This window comes from Sinorhizobium meliloti, from assembly GCF_017876815.1.
In the GTDB taxonomy this organism is placed as follows: Bacteria; Pseudomonadota; Alphaproteobacteria; order Rhizobiales; family Rhizobiaceae; genus Sinorhizobium; species Sinorhizobium meliloti.
In genome coordinates this window covers 506,757-523,655 of sequence record NZ_JAGIOS010000001.1, presented here as the reverse complement: position 1 = coordinate 523,655, position 16,899 = coordinate 506,757, and the positions used below count along the sequence as shown (strand labels likewise).

The window sequence follows — 16,899 nt, the reverse complement described above, 5'->3', positions numbered from 1 at the left end:
CAAACGGAAACCGCATTGTTTCCATTTCGGGGACTTTCTTCAGCCGCAGGATGGATGCACCATGATGGTAACGGCAAAGACAGACCGGTCTTTGCCGGCAACTCGAAGTGCTGCAGCGACCTTGCGCGCCCAAGACGCTCGGTGCTGCAGCGACAAGGACAAGAGGCCATGAACCAGCAACGCCGCCGTCCCCGTGCAATAGCCATCGCCCGCGCAGAGAAAAGCCGCGGGCAGAACGAATTGACGGCTTACCTTGCGACGCTCGCTCTGTTTGCCGTCACGGCCGTTGCTCTCTTTTCCTGGCTTTGAGGCGTCGCTTCCGACGCGCCACGTCGATGTGCCGGAGCACCGGTATTTCGCCCCCAACGGGGCAAATTCCGCTTATGGAATTCTTAATCGTTTGAAATGATTATGGCGAGCAAATGAGCACCGCCAGGTCCTCGCCGCCAAGCCGGCTGCGCGGTCCCGCAATGACTGCTGGCGGGCTGGCGGCGTGCGCCGCATGACTTTTCCGAAAAACATCAGCCTGTTTGCGCATCGGGTGGCGCCCGAGCGCCTTTGGTGCGTTCACCTGACGCGCCCCGGAGCGCTTCGAGCCATCGGGGAGGCGAACGCGCGCTGTAGCCAAGGTGTTTTCCATGTTCATCGACAGGATACTTGCCCGCTTCAAGATTCAGACGAAGGTTCTGTTCTTCATCCTGCCCTTCGTCGTCAGCATCTCGGCCGTCGGCATAACCGGACTTTATGCCTCTGGACTGCTGCAGGGCCGCATGGAGATTTCGAACAGCGTCCTCAAGACGCTGAGCGGCTTCAAGGACGTCTATGCCCAGATGAACAACTTCCTGCAGCAGACGACCGACGAAAGTCGGCGGATGCTCAAGGACGCAATCGTCACGCAGAAGGAAGTTCTGGCCGAAACCGCGGCGCAGGTTGCGGGCGGAAACGGCGAGGACGAGCTGGCTGCCGCCATTGCCGCGACCAGCGACATCGAGACGCGCATCGACGGGCTCTGGACATTGCATGAGGGCGAGCAGAAGCTCCGGGCCGAGACGAGGGCCGATCTGGAGCGTCTGGCGGCCGAACAGGCGAAGATCAACGAAGAGGCGAACCGGCTGCAATACGCGGTGCGCAAGGACGAGAATGCGGCGAAGACGATGCTGCGCAACGCCGAAAAACTCATGCGTGCCAGCCGCTTCTACGCCGAATTCGCGACCGAGGTGAGCGGGGCGATAACGGTCGAGGAGAAGCTGAAGGTCGCAGAGGGTCACTTCCCGGCCATAGGCCGCACGCAACGGGATATCTTCGTGCTTTTGCCGAAGGGCGAGAAATCCCTTGCCGAAACCGTCAATTCTGCTTCCGGGGCGATCGGCGCCCTTATCAAGACGCCGCCCGGCCCCGAAACGCTCGCCGGCCTTTCCAAATATGTCGACCGCTTCCGCACCGCGAGCTTCCGGCTGGAGGCAGCTTCGGTCGGCAAGATGCGCGAGGCGACGCAGATATTCAGCGAGCTCGACGGCAAGATCGCCGGGACGGAGTCGGTACTGACCGCGACACGCAGGCTCTCCACATCGCTTACCGACATTCAGATCGCCGCCGCGGCATTTCTCGGAACGACGAGCGAGGAAAGCCGCAAGAAGCTCCTCGACAGGTTCCTTGCAGTCCAGTCCAACCTCACAACTCTGCGCGGCATCGCGAGCGGCATGAGCTTCTTCGACCAGGCCGCCGGCGCACTTCTGCCGATCATCGACGGGATGAAGAAGGATGGCCTTGCGCTGGTCGAGATCACGGATAAGCGCACTGTCGAATTCGAGGCCGCGGGCGCCGCGATCAACGAGATCTGGAGCGACCTCACCGGGTTTGCCGAGCAGCAGAAGGTCGCCGCCGGCAGCGAGCGTGCGGAAGCCAATCAGATCTCCGTTGCGGCGACGATCACCGGCGTCGTGATCGCGCTCCTGGCCGGCATCGCGCTCACGCTCACGCTGAAAAAGCCGATCGGCCAGATCACGGCTGCCATGCGGCGGCTGGCGGACGGCGCGCTCGATACCTCGATCGACGGCGGCATGCGCCGCGACGAGATCGGCGACATGGCGCGTGCCCTCGGCGTCTTCAAGGAAAATGCGCTCTCCAAGGTGCGCATCGAGGCGGAAAGCGCCGAAGAGCGTGCCCGCGCCGAAGCCGAGCGCAGCCGCAACGATGCGGAGAAGCGCGAGCTCGACAGACAGATCGATCTTGCCGTGAGCGAACTCGCAGCCGGTCTCGGACGCCTGGCACAGGGCGACCTGTCGCGACAGATCGAAGTGCCCTTCGCCGGCCGTCTCGAACAGTTGCGGCTGGATTTCAACGGATCGCTCTTCCGCCTTCAGGATACGCTGGCGCAGATTCGCGCCAACGCCCAGGCTATCCAGCAGGGTGGCGCCGACATGCATCGGTCCGCCGACGCGCTGTCGAAGCGGACAGAGGCTCAGGCCGCTTCGCTCGAGGAGACGGCGGCGGCCGTCGACCAGATCACCGTGACGGTGCGCTCCTCGGCGGAGCGGGCGCACGAGGCGAACCAGGCCGTGTCTCATACCAAGCGGAGCGCCGACAGTTCGGCGACGGTCGTCACCAACGCCGTCGCCGCCATGGGACGCATCGAGGCCGCCTCCCGCCAGATCGAGCAGATCATCGAAGTGATCGACGATATCGCCTTCCAGACCAACCTCCTGGCGCTCAATGCCGGTATCGAAGCGGCGCGTGCCGGCGAGGCGGGCAAGGGCTTTGCCGTCGTGGCTCAGGAAGTGCGCGAACTGGCGCAGCGCTCGGCCGAGGCGGCGCGAGAGATCAAGGGGCTGATCGACAAATCGACCCAAGAGGTGAGTTCCGGCTCGCGTCTCGTCAAGGAAACGGGCGCGGTGCTCGCCTCGATCAGCGCCGAGATCGTCACGGTCAGCCAGCATGTCGAGATGATCGCCACGGCCAGCCGCGATCAGGCCGCAGCCCTGAACGAGGTCAACGGTTCCGTCAACCAGATGGACCAGATGACGCAGCAGAACGCCTCCATGGTGGAGGAGGCGACCGGCACCAGCCGGGCGCTCGCCAATCAGGCGGATACGCTGATGATGCTGGTCGAGCAGTTCCGGCTCGAGCCGGTGGCCGCAGCCGACCACAGCTACCGGGCGGCCTAATCGGATTCAAAACGCTGCTAGTGGCGCCGCGCATCCCGGATGCGCGGCGCTTTCATTTGACGCCGCCTGCGCAGGAAACAGCAAAGCTGCCGGCGCAACCTTCACTTGTCTCCGCCGGTTGCCGCTTGCGGAACACTGCCGAAAGCAGGCGTTTCGCGAAGCGCCGCCGGCGGCTCGGCGGCCGGGGCTCGAACCTCTCGTCCCAGGGACGGTTCCTCGAGGCCATATCGAACAGCAGTGCCATTGCCATCATATCCATGGTGATGCTCCTTCATTCTTGGGCATCCCCTTTTTTATGCATCCGGAATTGTTTTACATACAGCCGATTTCCCCATATGTTTTTCAGCTATGAAAAACACGGATTGGGACATCTACCGCTGCTTCGTGACCGTGGCGCGTACCGGCGGGTTGACCGGGGCGGCGCAGGCGACGGGATTCAGCCCCGCGACCGTCGGCCGCCGGATGCTGGAACTCGAGGAGCGCACCGGCCGCTCGCTCTTCATCCGCAGCCAGACCGGCTACACGCTGACGGGAGACGGCCGCTTTCTCTTCGAACAGTTGCAGGAAATGGAGGCGGCGGCCCGCAAGGTCGAAAGCTGGCAGAAGGAGGGCGAGGGGGCGACCGTCGTCCGCATCGCGGCCGGCACATGGGTCTCCTGGCTTATCGCCGAGAATTTTCCCGCCATCTGCACGGAACGGGACGCTTTCAACATTTCGCTGACGATCGGCGAGGCGCGGGCGAATCTCGCCTACCGCGAAAGCGATATCGGCATCCGTGCCTTCGAGCCGGAGGAAACCTATCTTGCGGCGCGGCCGGTGGGCGAAGTCGCCTATGCCGCCTACCGGCAGAAGAACGCCCCGGGCGGAGTGGAGCGCTGGGTCGCAGTCGCCGAAGAGGATGCTATATCGGCCTATCTGAGATGGCCGCACGAGCATGCGCCGGGCCGGATCGTTGCAACCGTCACACGGCCTCGGTCCTTGCTGGATCTCGCGCGAGCCGGCGCGGGACGGGCGGTGCTGCCCTGTTTCGTCGGCGATCTCGATCCTCTGCTCGAGCGGGTGGGCGACGAGATCGAGCCGCTCAGACACCGGCAGTGGATCGTCATGAACAACGAGGACCGCCACAGGCGCGACATCCGCACGGTCGTAGACCGGATGACACGTTTCCTGCGCAGCCATACGGACCTTTTTGCCGGCAAGCGCCCGCCGCGCAATTCGGCATGAGCCTCCAGCCTTGACCGGCCGGCGCCGGGGCCGGCCGGTCCTTGTTTTGCCTGGCTGAATTCGTCTTCCGCAACGCAACCCTTATTTGCATATAATCAGCTATTCGCGCTTTGATTCCTTGGATTCGCTCGGTCTTGTACGACGAGATGGCGTGAGACGGACTGCGCTGCGCGGAGGGATTCCGCGCTCGCGCCACTGACGTTCCATTTCGGCTGGCACCGACGGATCGCACGATTGTCCCAGGCAGTTCCTGCACCCGACTCGAGGCCCTCATGACCGCATCCTTTTACGCTTCGTTGAGCCTGCTCTTACTGGTGTCGGCAACTACCGCCCGGGCGGGCGTCGCCGAGGGGATCAAAACGCTCGAAGGCGGCGACATCGCCGGAGCGGTCAAGGAATTCCAGGAGGCCTACGAGGCCGGTGACGCCGATGGAGCCTTCTATATCGGGCGACTCTTCGAAATGGGGCTCGGGACGGACAAGGACATGAGGCGCGCCGCGGAACTTTATGCCGCTGCAGTCAGCAAGAAGAGCGCCAAGGCCGAGAACCGGCTCGGTCTGATGTATCTCAAGGGCGAACTGGTCATCCAGGATTACGCCCGCGCCACCGAACTGATCTGCGCCGCGGCCGCGGCGGGCGATCCGAACGGTCAGTTCAATTGCGGCCTGATCTATTCGGAAGGCAAGGCTGTCGGTCAGGATTGGGCGAAGGCCATCGACTACTGGCAAAAGGCTGCCGCGCAGCACAGTGTCGCCGCTCTCAACTATCTCGGACTTGCTCATCGGGAGGGGAACGGCGTCGATGCCGATCGCAACAGGGCAGTCTCGTATTTCCGCCGAACCGCCGCCGCCGGCAATCCGATGGGGCTCTACGAACTCGCAAGGGCCTATTCCGAGGGTGTGGGCGTCGACGCTGATCCGATAATGGCACACGCCTATGCGAATCTCGCGGCCGCCCGCGGCCACGTCGAGGCCGCATCCCTGCGCGACGAGCTTGGCGCGCGGTTGAGACCGGAGGAACTCAAGAAGGCGCACGCCACCGCACGCGACTGGAAAGCGCTTCCGATCGACCAAACCGGCGAGTAGCCGGGCATGTCGGTTACAACGTTCCTGATCGCCCTGGTGCTCCTTGCCGCAACGCTTCCCTGCTCGTCGGCCGCGGCAGCATCGGGCTCGCCCGCCTGGAAGGTCGAGTGCCGGGAGGATGCCTCGGCCTCATGCCAGATGTACGCCGCACCTGAGACCCGCAACGGAGCTCCGCCGGCTTTCCTGCTGACGGTCACGCCCGCTTCGGACGGGTCGGGGGAATTCGCGGTCATTACTGCCCCGCAAAGGGTGTACCTCGTGCCCGGCATCGAGATCCGTGTCGACAAGCGCCGGCCGTTCAAGGCGCTGTTCGAACTCTGCGATGATGCCGGCTGCCATGCCGGCTTCAAGCTCGCCGGTCCGGTCCTCGACGCTTTTCGCCGCGGCGCAGCAGCCAAGGTCCGCATATGGACTGCGAAAGACAAGGCGGTCGAGTTCGCCGTCTCCCTTAACGGCTTTTCGAAAGCGCTCGAGGGGCTAAAGCGCGGAGGCAAGCCGTGACCGTGAGACAGACCTTCTCGTTGATTCGGCCCGTAAGCCATCGCCTCTTGGCCAGCCTGTTGTGGCTCCTTTGCGGCGCACCAGCCTTTGCGCAATCGATCGACACGCTGCGCGACACCCTGCAGAACGAGGCAAGCACCAGCGCCGAAGCTGAGCGCGCCAGGCGCGATGCGGCGCGCGCCCGCGCGGAGAGCGCTTCCGAAGTCCCCGCCGCAGAGAGCGGCTCGGCACCTGCGGAGGGCGGGCCCTGTTTCACCATCCATGAGATCCGGATTACCGGCCACGAACCATTCGGCAAGCCTCCGGCGGGCCACGAGCAGCTCGTCGGCACCTGCGCTACCGCGGCCGATATCGCCCGTGCGCTCGGCCGCATCAACGCCTTCTACCAGGAGGAAGGCTACATCACCACACGCGCCTACCTGCCCGAACAGGACGTCTCGGACGGATCGTTGGAAATCTCCGTCATTCCCGGCCGCATCGAGGGCTATATCTATGGCGACGGCCGGCAGGCGGACCGGCGCCTCGCCGCCGCATTCCCCGCCGCGCGGGGCGATCTCCTCAATCTCCGCGACATCGAGCAGGGCCTCGACAACTACAACGCGCCACGGTCGGCCTCGGCGAAGTTCCAGCTGATTCCGGGCCAAGCCGTCGGCGGTTCCTTCGTCCAGGTGCTGTCCGAGGATGAGCGGCGGTTCCACGCCAATCTCTCGACCGACAATACCGGCTTCAAGTCGACCGGTGTCTACAAGGGCAATGCCACGGTCGGCATCGACAACCTGATCGGCATCAACGACCAGCTGAGCTTCAGCCTGAGTTCCACGCCGTTCGACCCGCGCGGCAGCCGCTATTCCGACGCGCTGTCGGTGAACACTCTCATTCCCTACGGCAATTGGTCCCTTGGGCTCGATGCGGGCACCAGCCGCTATGCCTTCGCTCTCGACGGCGTCAACCAGACCTATCCCGTCTCCGGCCGCTCCCGGCATCTGTCGCTCACCCTCGAGCGCCTGATCTCGCGCGACAGCATCAGCAAACTCCATGCCTATGGTGGCCTCAAGTTCAGCCGCTCGGCAAGCTTCATCGAAGGCTACGAAATCGAAAGCCAGCGCCAGCGGCTTGCGACCGGCAGCCTCGGCCTGCGCGGCGAGACCTTTGCCGGCGCCGGCAAGTTCGAGTTCGACGCGAGCGCGCGCTTCGGTATCGAGGCGCTCGGCAGCGAGGTTCCCGACAAGAGCGCCATCGACCCCAGCTTCAAGAGCTGGAGCCTGCGTCTCACCAACGAACAGCCGCTCGGTTCCAGTCCGCTGACCTATAGGGGCGTGATTTCGGCGCAGCTCGCCAGCGATATCCTCCCGCATCGGAGCAATTCTCGATCGGCGGCTGGTCGAGTGTCCGCGGATTCCACGATGACAACATGTACGGCGAAAGCGGCATCTATTTCCGCAACACGCTCGAGTGGCTGGCCTTCAGCCGTCCGGGGCTGGAGGCGCGCCTCGGCGCCGGACTGGACGTCGGCTGGCTTAAGCCCTCACCGCTGCGGCAATGGGATCAACGTCACCTGATCGGCGTCAGCCTGTCGGCCGACGTCATCATCCGGCAACGCATGTTCATGTCCCTCGTCCTGGCGCATGCGCTCGACCGGCCCTCGGATTTCGGGGCCGGGCGGACCATCGGCTACGCAGGCGTCGACCTGCGGTTTTGAGGATTTTGGCCGGTCCGCACAGGCGGGCCGGCCAAATCGGCTTTTGAGGCATTGACGACGGCCACAGTCTGCGGGCCCGGGCCGGCACCATGAGGGTTCGGGAATGAAGAATGGGTTCAAACGGTCGATCAGCGGGCTGCTTGCCGCCGTCCTGGCATTCCAGCCCATGCTCGTTCGTGCCGGAGAGATCGTCCATGTCAGACCCGACACCGCACGCCCGCGTGTCGACCGCGCCCATAATGGAACGACGATCCTCAACATCGACACGCCGAATGCCGCCGGCGTCTCGCATGATCAATACAGGAAGTTCTCCGCCGGGGACCTGATCCTCAACAACTCGCCGACGAATGTCACGACCGAACTCGGCGGATGGATCGAGGGCAATCCGAACCTCAAGCCCGCCAATCCCGCAAAGCTCTGGATCGGCGAAGTCGTCGGCGGCAGTGCGGCCGAGCTGAACGGCATGCTTGAGGTCGGCGGACCGACGATGGACGTCGTGCTTGCCAACGAGTACGGCATCACCTGCAGCGGCTGCGGCTTCATCAATACGGGCCGCGCGACACTTACGACCGGAGCCCCGGCGCTGAACGCGGCCGGTGGCCTCGACCGGTTCGACGTGCGCCAGGGCACCGTGACGATCACCGGCGCAGGCCTGAACCCGGAAAGCCGTGTCGGCGCTTCCGATACGGGACGTGTCGACGTCATCGCGCGCGCGGCCGCGATCTACGGCCGCATGCGTGCCAAAGGCCTGAACGTCGTCAGCGGCGCCAACGCCGTCAAATACGATTGGTCCTACGATCCGGCCACCGGAAAGGTAACCGGCGTCGCACCCCAGGACGGAATCGGGGCCGCGCCGGCGCTCGCCGTCGACGTCTCGGCACTTGGCGGCATGTACGCCGATGCCATTCAGATGATCGCCACGGAGCGCGGCGTCGGGGTGCGCATCGATGGAGAAATGGCCTCGGGATCCAGCCTTTCGCTCTCGAGTGCCGGACGCCTGAGCCTCGGTTCATCCTCCGGCGTCGGCCTCAAGGCCAGGCAGAAGGTAATCGTGCGCAGCGACGGACCGCTTCTGCTCGAAGGGTCCGTAACCTCCGAACAGGGCGACCTCGTCGACATCCGCACGGGAGGCGCGCTGACCTTTACCGGCCAGGCCTCCGGCGGCAACATCCTGCTCGAAAGCGCCGGCGCCGCCAATGTCGCAGCCGCCGTCGCGGCCCGCGGCAAGCTCACATTGCGCTCGACGGGCAGTTCCCTCGCCGTCGGGGCCGATGCGGCGCTCTCGGCGCGCAGCGCCGTGCTCACGGCCGGCGGGAACCTCACCCTCAAGGGCAGTCTGGACGCCGGCGGGGCAGTAGAACTCGCTGCCGGCGAGACGCTCGAAGCGGGAGCGGGCGCGAAGGTCTCGGCCGGCAGCCTGCGGCTCGGCGGCACGGCGGTAGCGACCGCGGGCTTGCTCAAGGCCGCCGGCGCTCTGGCCGTGACGGCCGGCTCCGGCGGTCTGGCGAACAATGGCGAACTCAGCGGCGAATCGGTGGCCATTGCCAGCACCGGCAATGCAAGCAATTCCGGCGCGATCCTCGCTGCTCGTGACCTGCGTATCGAGAGCCTCGATTCGATCGCCAATAGCGGTTCGCTCGCGGGGGCATCGGCGACGTTCGTTGCCACGCGCGACACGGCCAACAGCGGCACCATCGCGGCCGCGGGTGCACTCGATATATCCGCCGGGCTCAGGCTTTCGGCAACGGCCGGCTCGAAGATATCAGGCGGAACCGTCGCACTCAGCGGCGGAACGGTCGAAACCGCCGGCACGATCGTCGCCAATGCTGCACTGACGATCGAAGCGGCGGCGGGAGGTCTGTCCAATAGGGGAACCGTCCAGGCGGCGACGACCGGCATCCGCTCGGCGGCCGCCCTCCTCAACGAGGGGCAGATCGGCGGCCGGGACGAGGTGGCAATCGCCGCCGCCGCCGATCTCGGCAATGAAGGGGTGATTTCCAGCCTCGGGACAGTGCGGCTGCAGTCCGGCGCGACGATGGCGCTCGGCAAGAACTCCGAGACATCCGGCGGGAATGTCGCCCTCTCAGCGGCAGCGCTTCACTCCGCCGGCACGGTCGTCGCAGACGCCGCCTTGACGATTGCGGCCGGAGGCGGCGGCATCGGCAACAGCGGGCTTCTGGCCGGCGAGACCGTTAACGCTACGGCAAAGGGTCAACTTGCAAATAGCGGCGCCATCAGCGGACGCAGCGCCGTCTCCCTCGGCGCCGCCGCCAGTCTGCTGGTGAGCGGCTCGATCACCAGCGAAGGCACGATCGGCCTCTCGGCGGAGCAGACGCTGTCAACGATGGCCGCCGCCGAAATCGCCGGGCAATCGGTCGCGCTCACGGGTGGTTCGGTCCGTTCGGCCGGCACGGTGGTCGCCGACGCCGCCCTCGAAATCGTCTCGGCAAGCGGCGGTATCGTCAACAGCGGCACGCTCGTCGGCGCCCGGGCGGTCGCGGGGACGGGAGGCTCCTTCCGCAACGAGGGCGCGGTCGCGGGCAGTACCGAACTGCTCATCGCGGCGACCGATATCCGCAACAGCGGCGTGCTTTCCAGCAATGGCCTCGTTCTGCTGAAGGCCGCGCGTTCGGTCGTCACCGATGACGGTTCCAGGGTCGCCGGCGGTGCCGTGGATGTCTCCGGGGAGAGCCTTGCAACCGCCGGCGTCATCCTTGCCGAAACGACGCTGCGGCTCGCTTCGGGCAGCGGCGGAACCGCCAGTTCGGCAACGATCAGCGCCTCGACTGCCGAGCTCGTGTCCACGGGCGAGGTCGGCAATGCCGGGGTCGTCGAGGGGATCGATAAGGTCATCATCGGCGCCGCGGCCGTCACCAACGACGGCACGCTGCTCAGCCGCGGTCGCGTTGGGATCGACGCCGATCGAACCGTCGCCACCGGCCGTGGCTCCGGCATCCAGGCCGGCGCGGTCGCGATCGATGCCGCAAGCGTCGCTACCGCCGGCACGATCGTGGCCGACCGGACGCTGGAGATCGTCGCGGACAGTGGCGGTATCGGCAACAGCGGGACGCTCATCGGCGGATCGGCGCGCTTCGAGACCACGGCGGCGTTCCGCAACGACGGCCGCATCGTCGGCGCCCAGGACCTGTTTGCCGCCGCCGAGAATATCACCAACAGCGGCGTCCTCGCAGGCGACGGGGCGATCCGGCTTGACGCCGGCAAAACGCTGACCACCACGGCCGACGCCCGCATCGATGGCGGCGCCGTGGACCTCGCCGCCGAGAGGATTCTCTCCGCCGGTACGACCCTCGCCGATACCGGCCTGAACGTCTCCGCCGGCACCGGCGGTCTGTTCAATTCCGGCAGCCTCGTCAGCAGCAGCACGACGCTTGCTTCCGGGGCGGCGATCGACAACCAAGGCAATATAGAGGGCACGTCGGCGCTGACGATCGCCGCGGCCACCGTTTTCGCAGCCACGGAAGATTCGAGCATTCGCGCCGGCGATGCGGCAATTTCTGCGGATGCCGTCGATATCGCCGGAAAGCTTGCCGCAACCGGCCTGCTTGCCGTGAATGCCGGCTCCGGCGGTCTGAAGAGCAGCGGCACGCTCAGCGGCGGCTCTATCGATCTCGTCTCCGCCGGCACCTTCGCCAATACCGGTCTCGTCTCGGGCGGCGATACCCTGACGATTGCAGCCGCCGCCCCCTTCATCAACGCCGCCGCGCTCGTCTCCGGCCGCGACCTCGCGATCTACAACGATCAGATCCTGAACAATGGCGGCGTCATCTGGGCGAACGGTTCGATCACACTTGCCGCGAACGCCGCGCTCGATCCCGCAGATGTCGTCCAGAACACCGATGGCCGCATCGAGGCTCTCCAGGGCGACCTGACGATCCGCGCGAACGAGGTCTACAATGTCGGCACCGCGCCCACGATAGGCTCGAGCCAGATCATCAAATGGCTCGAGAAAGGCAGTGCCGGGACGACCGAGCCGGCGGAAGAGATCCTCAAGCTGATCGATCCCGCCTATCTCGATGCCGACGGCAACATCAAGCCGTCCCATGCCGGTGCCTATGCCGCGCTCTGGGCCGACCTGGTGAGTGGCGGTTCCTTGCTCTCCGCCACAAGCCGCTCGATCGTCAAACCGAGCGTGACGACACCGAGCGGTACGGCGCTCGCCGCCGCCTTCGCCGGCATCTGGCCGGACATGCTCGCCAGGGCGAATGCCGCCGGAACGCCCGATCCGGCCGCCGCGATCAAAGAGCTCGTCAGCGACACCGCCTTCGCCTCAAACGGCGACATCCTGCCGCAAAACGCCGCAGCCTATGCGGCGCTCTGGGACACGCTCGCCTCCGGCGGCACCACCGTCACGGACGACGTCAAGGCAATCCTCAAACCGACCTCGCTCGAGGTCGAAGGCACCGGTACCGATCCCGCGACGGGTGAAACCGCAACGGTCTATTCGAACCGGCTGGTGGCCGCTGCAACCTCGCCGTGGAACGCGATGACCGCCGGGTCCGGCGCCGCCTACGACATCGTCAAGATCCTCTACCAGGACCGCTTCCAGGATGACGGCGTGCTTGCCGAGTTGGTCGCCGGCGGCAGCATCGACATCAAAGCCGGCAAGGTCGAGAACATCTACGGCAATATTTCGGCGGCCGAAAACATCGTCATCACCGCCGACGACGTGAAGAACCAGGCGCTCGGCGCCAGCCAGTTCCTCGTCGAGGTGCATAAGCGCCCGGATTGCTTCACCTGCCACGAAGGCAAGGTCGAGTTCTACGACACCTTCGGCGGCCGCATCGAGGCGAACGGCACGGTTGCGATCTCCGGCAATCTCGAGAACGTCACGCTGCCTTCCTCCGAGCTCTCCACGAAGGACGTGCTCGACAAACTCAACGCCTATATCGCCGAGCGGCAGGCTGCAGGCGATCCGGACATGGCCGGCGTCCCGCCCGCCAGCGACAAGAACTTCGAGCTTACGGAAACCCGGACAGACGACTATACGGCGCCCGTGGCCGGCAACGGCAGCGAGGTCCGCAAGGTCGAAGGCACCGATCTGGGATCAGAAACGAAGGTCGATACCGGCCCTCCTGCGAAGTTCGATCCGCTTTCTCCGATTGCCGTCAACCGGTACGGGCCGGTCGTCGTCGATCCTTTGGCGCCGGTCGCGGTGGACAGGCCCGCACCGGCGTCCGTTGCGCTTCCCGGCACGCCGACCGTCATTCCCGTCGATACCGCGGTGCTCTCCGAAAAGTTGCTGCCGGTCGTGCCGCTTCGGCCCTCGCTCTCGCCCACCGCTTCCGTCGATGCGCTCCTCGTCGCCGGCCTCACCACGCTTGCCGAGACCGATCCGGAGTTCACGCAATACGCCAATTTCGTCACCTCTGATTACCTGATGTCCGAGGGGCGGCTCGCCTACCGGGACGACCTCGTCAACAACGGTCGGGAGACTATCCTCGCTGCCCTGAAGCGCGCGGGTGAGCGCGTGCCCGTCCCCGCTTTCGATTATCTCGACAAGCCGGTCCAGGTGCCGGCGCCAGACGGCTCGGGCTCGCGCACCGTCTATCCGAAGGCCGTGCCGCTCTCGCTCGACGCGACCGGCGCCCTGATCCAGGGCAGGGACGTGGCGATCGCCTCCGGCTCGCTCACCAGCAGCGGGACAATCGCGGGAAGCCGCAGCCTGACGGTCAGCGCAGGCACGGTCTCGGTCGATAGTGGCAGACTCATCGCCGAAAGCGGCGCCCTGACACTCTCCGCCCTCGACGCCGCGTCCTTCGAGAACGCCACGATCAGCGGCGGCAGCGTTGCGCTGGTGACCGGCGGCGAACTCCTCGCGGCCGGCACCTCGATCGTTTCCGCGGGCGACCTTTCGATCTACGGAAACGCCGGCGTGACCTTGACCGGGCTCGAACGCAGCTTCGCCGGCACCTGGGCCAACGGCACCTTCGAGACCGTCGACCAACAGCTCTCCACCCTCCAATCCGGCGGCGACCTTGCGATCGTCAGTGGCGGCGCGCTGACGCTTGCCGGCGTCACCGGCGATGCGGCGGGCGCCCTCAGCCTGGCGGCGGCCGGCGACCTGGTGCTGTCGGCGGTGGAGTCCACCACCGCGTTTCAAAGGAGCGGCCGCAGGTCCAGCCTCGACATCTCCACCGTCGCCAGCTCCGCGACGAAGCTTAACGCCGGCGGCGACCTGTCGGCGCTTGCCGGCGGCAGCGCGGTCCTCGTCGGCACGGCGCTCGACAGCGGCGGCTCCATCCGCCTCGCGGCGAAGGACGAGGTCGTGCTCGCCGCGGCGCAGGACATCTATTCCTACGATGCGAAGACGCAGAAGAAGAGCCTCTTCAAGAAGAAGTCGACCTCCGTCTCCAAGGCCCGCGTCACCAATGAGGGCGTCTCGATCGCAGCGGCCGGCGACGTCGACGTCATCGCCGAGACCGGCGATTTCGTCACCGCCGGCTCCCGCTTCGTCTCGGCCGGCGGCGACATCGGCCTCTCGGCGACGGAAGGCGACATCTACGCCGGCGCCTATACCGACATTTTCCAGGAAAGCCGCACGACGAAGAAAAGCTATTTCTTCGGCCTCTTCGGCTCGACCACGAACTCCAGCGCCGAGAGCCGCTTCAGCACCGGCACCGATGCGCTCGCAGCGCTCGATCTGACCCTCGTCTCCGGCGCCGATACCACGCTCGTCGGGGCGCATCTTGCCGCCGGCGGCAATCTTTCGGTCGATACCGGCGGCGACTTCAAGGTCGAAGCGGCGATCGACAGCGAGCGCAAGGCCTTCTTCTCCAACAATCTCGGCCTCGTCACCATGACGACGATCACCGAGAGAAGCTTCCGCGAGACCGCCAAGCTCTCCTCCTTCGAGGCAGGCGGCGCGGTCGACTTCTCGATCGGCGGCCAGGCGAACCTCAGCCTCTATAACCAGGCCGGCGTCGATCCGGCCAATCCGGGCGATCTCTATCCGGAGGAACTCCTCGCCATCGCCGGGCTCGCCTTCATCGAGGCGGGCCTTGCCAACGAATACTTCTACGACAAGCAGGTCGCCCTCTCGCCCGCCTTCAAGGCCCTCGTCGCCGTCGCGGTTGCCAACTTCGTGGCGCCGGCCATCGTCGGAACGGTCCTGCCGGGTCTCAGCGGCTGGGCCGCCGCCGAAGCCTTCACTTCCTCCTTCATCGTCGAGAGCCTCGACGGCATCGTCTCGGGCAACTACGACATCGGCGAGATCCTCAAGGGCGCCGCCTTCTCCGGTGCCACCGCGGGGCTGAAGGACGCCGTCAATCTCTCGGCCCTCGGCATCGATACGGAGGGCCTCCTCAACGAAAGCCTGCTCGGCGGCTTCGGCAACGGCCAGCTGACGCTCGGCGGCATTCTCGACGGAGCGCTCGACGGCGCCATCGGTTCCGGCCTGACGTCGCTCGTCTACGGCACCGATTTCGGGTCCGGCTTCTCCCAGGCGCTGCTCAGCACCGTCGTCAACCTGGCGCTCGCCGATGTCCAGGGCGGCATCGGCGATCTCGGGCTCGGCGAAGGCACCCTGCCGAGCGCGCTGCTGCACGGGCTTGCCGGCTGCGCCGCAGCCGAGGCACAGGGCGGCAATTGCGCAGCGGGTGCGGCAGGCGCCGTCGCGCAGAGCTTTTTTGCTGGCTCTCTCAAGGGTACGACTCTGTCCGATCAGGAGCAGCGTGATCGCGCCGAGCTGATCGGCGCCGTCGCCGGCTACCTACTTTCCGGCGGTGACGCTGATAACGTCAACCTCGCCGCTGCGATTGCCGTATCCGCGCTCACCAACAACCGCCAGCTTCACCGCACGGAAGTCGAATGGATCAACGAAAACGCGGGCGCATTCATTTCCTGGATGTGCCGGATGAAGAACGTCTGCGACCTGACACGGGAGCAGGCGCTGGGCATCCTGGCAGCAGAAACCCTCGACGGCGTCTCGGACGCCTTCGGCGTGTATGGAGGTCCCGGCCGACGCGCCAACTATAAAGACGAAGCCCGAGCATTCATTGCGCAGAGTTACGTGGGGCCGATCTATGTCGACGGCCAAACCATGTTCGGGCAACTCGACAGCGGCTCCAGTGAATATCGCAACACGCTTCTGAATGCCGAAACGGCCTTGTCGAACCTCGCGCTCTACGACTACGCGACAGCGCAGTCGGCGTGGCCGCAGGACTACACCGCCGCGATGAGCTTCCTCCATGAAGCATTGAACGACTTCGCGGACGTTCCGACGAGCATCGAAGCACAAGCCTTTGTCGCCGCTCTGTCGTCTTCGCCGGATCGGACGCGGTCGATCTTCGCGGCGTATGGCGCCTCGAACATCCGTGCGGCAGAGCCGACGATAGCAGCAGCTTACGGGATAAAGAAGCTGCTTGCCGCGCTGCCCTCGGAGTCACGGTCAGCGGCGGCCATCGGCTTTGCCGAGGGAACGACGGGACGCACGGGCCTTACGCCCGAGGAGGTAGAAAACGCCGTCCTCAACGGAACATGGGGGCCGGTCGCCGGGGTTGCCTTGGAAGAGGCATTGTTCGGCGATCTTTTGACAAGAGGGATGACCGTCGTCGCCTTGTCCTCGGGTCGTCGTGTGCTACAAGATCCGGACGGCAAGCAGTACGATACGGTCGCTGAGGCAAGGCAGGCGGTTGAGGCTCCAGAGGGTGGACTGCCCACGGGATATTCCCGCAATGCCGACGGAACGATTTCCGGCCCGAGAGGCGGATCGTACACGGTCGCAGGTACGGACCTTGATGGTCAGCAGGTTTATCGGGACACCAGTGGCCGCTACTACACCCTAGTTGGCGGGAGAAAAGCACAGGTTCCAAACCCATCAACCAATCCAAATGTGTCGATCACGCGGAAATACAAGCATCACCAAGAATATGTGAATGATGTGAGTGCACAATTGTCGTCGCAAGGCTATACCGTTGAGAATGACGTTACGTTCGGGAGCCTCTGCAAAACCGGTTCATGTAAGCCGGACATTGTTTATCGTCGACCCGGCGAAACTCAGGTCAGTGGCATCATTGAGATTAAGACTGGAAATGGGCCAAACACGTCGTCCCAAATGTCGATCTTTCCGCAGATTTCGAGTGGCGATGCTGTGCCGTCAGGTCCAGTCGCAGAACGTTTGAGGCTCATTCCGAATGTCCCCCTGCGGGATCAAGGCTATCCGAACGGTATACCTGTCTTTCAAATTTCCGCACCGGGATTGTAAATC

General features: G+C 65.3%; 7 protein-coding genes and 1 pseudogene. 7 read left to right on the top strand and 1 reads right to left on the bottom strand.

The window, feature by feature from the left end; translation table 11 throughout:
• Positions 1–168: 168 nt before the first annotated feature.
• Positions 169–309: a hypothetical protein gene (locus JOH52_RS02485; protein ID WP_010968761.1), complete on the top strand. Its 141-nt coding sequence runs from the start codon at positions 169–171 to the stop codon at positions 307–309.
• A 329-nt stretch (positions 310–638) separates the two neighbouring features.
• The gene (locus JOH52_RS02480) at positions 639–3,164 is read left to right on the top strand and encodes a methyl-accepting chemotaxis protein (RefSeq protein WP_014529036.1); all 2,526 of its coding nucleotides are present in this window, start codon (positions 639–641) and stop codon (positions 3,162–3,164) included.
• 52 nt (positions 3,165–3,216) lie between these two features.
• Here JOH52_RS02480 and JOH52_RS36095 read toward each other — a convergent pair whose 3' ends face one another.
• Positions 3,217–3,423, bottom strand: a complete 207-nt coding sequence (locus tag JOH52_RS36095; protein ID WP_014529037.1) for a hypothetical protein — start codon at positions 3,421–3,423, stop codon at positions 3,217–3,219.
• 89 nt (positions 3,424–3,512) lie between these two features.
• On the opposite strand from JOH52_RS36095, the gene JOH52_RS02475 reads away from it, so the two are divergent.
• The 5 genes and pseudogenes from JOH52_RS02475 (at position 3,513) to JOH52_RS02450 (ending at position 16,896) form a co-directional block, all read left to right on the top strand.
• Entirely contained in the window at positions 3,513–4,388 is an 876-nt protein-coding gene (locus JOH52_RS02475; RefSeq protein ID WP_014529038.1) for a LysR family transcriptional regulator, read from the top strand.
• Positions 4,389–4,660: 272 nt separating this feature from the next.
• Entirely contained in the window at positions 4,661–5,473 is an 813-nt protein-coding gene (locus JOH52_RS02470) for a tetratricopeptide repeat protein (protein WP_014529039.1), read from the top strand.
• A gap of 6 nt (positions 5,474–5,479) precedes the next feature.
• Positions 5,480–5,974 carry an invasion associated locus B family protein gene (locus JOH52_RS02465; protein WP_014529040.1) on the top strand — a complete coding sequence of 165 codons (495 nt, stop codon included), beginning with the start codon at positions 5,480–5,482 and terminating at the stop codon, positions 5,972–5,974.
• Positions 5,971–7,490: pseudogene (locus JOH52_RS02460) on the top strand (ShlB/FhaC/HecB family hemolysin secretion/activation protein); the annotation flags it as partial. The gene JOH52_RS02465 and the pseudogene JOH52_RS02460, both read left to right, overlap by 4 nt.
• Before the next feature lie 286 nt (positions 7,491–7,776).
• Complete coding sequence (locus tag JOH52_RS02450) at positions 7,777–16,896, top strand: two-partner secretion domain-containing protein (RefSeq protein WP_107010460.1); 9,120 nt, start codon at positions 7,777–7,779, stop codon at positions 16,894–16,896.
• Positions 16,897–16,899: the final 3 nt, after the last annotated feature.

Excerpts from the sequence above, each read along its gene's own strand:
- JOH52_RS36095 (WP_014529037.1), bottom strand. The coding sequence starts at position 3,423 with ATGGATATGATGGCAATGGCACTGCTGTTCGATATGGCCTCGAGGAAC.
- JOH52_RS02465 (WP_014529040.1), top strand. The coding sequence starts at position 5,480 with ATGTCGGTTACAACGTTCCTGATCGCCCTGGTGCTCCTTGCCGCAACG.
- JOH52_RS02475 (WP_014529038.1), top strand. The coding sequence starts at position 3,513 with ATGAAAAACACGGATTGGGACATCTACCGCTGCTTCGTGACCGTGGCG.
- JOH52_RS02480 (WP_014529036.1), top strand. The coding sequence starts at position 639 with ATGTTCATCGACAGGATACTTGCCCGCTTCAAGATTCAGACGAAGGTT.
- JOH52_RS02470 (WP_014529039.1), top strand. The coding sequence starts at position 4,661 with ATGACCGCATCCTTTTACGCTTCGTTGAGCCTGCTCTTACTGGTGTCG.
- JOH52_RS02450 (WP_107010460.1), top strand. The coding sequence starts at position 7,777 with ATGAAGAATGGGTTCAAACGGTCGATCAGCGGGCTGCTTGCCGCCGTC.
- JOH52_RS02485 (WP_010968761.1), top strand. The coding sequence starts at position 169 with ATGAACCAGCAACGCCGCCGTCCCCGTGCAATAGCCATCGCCCGCGCA.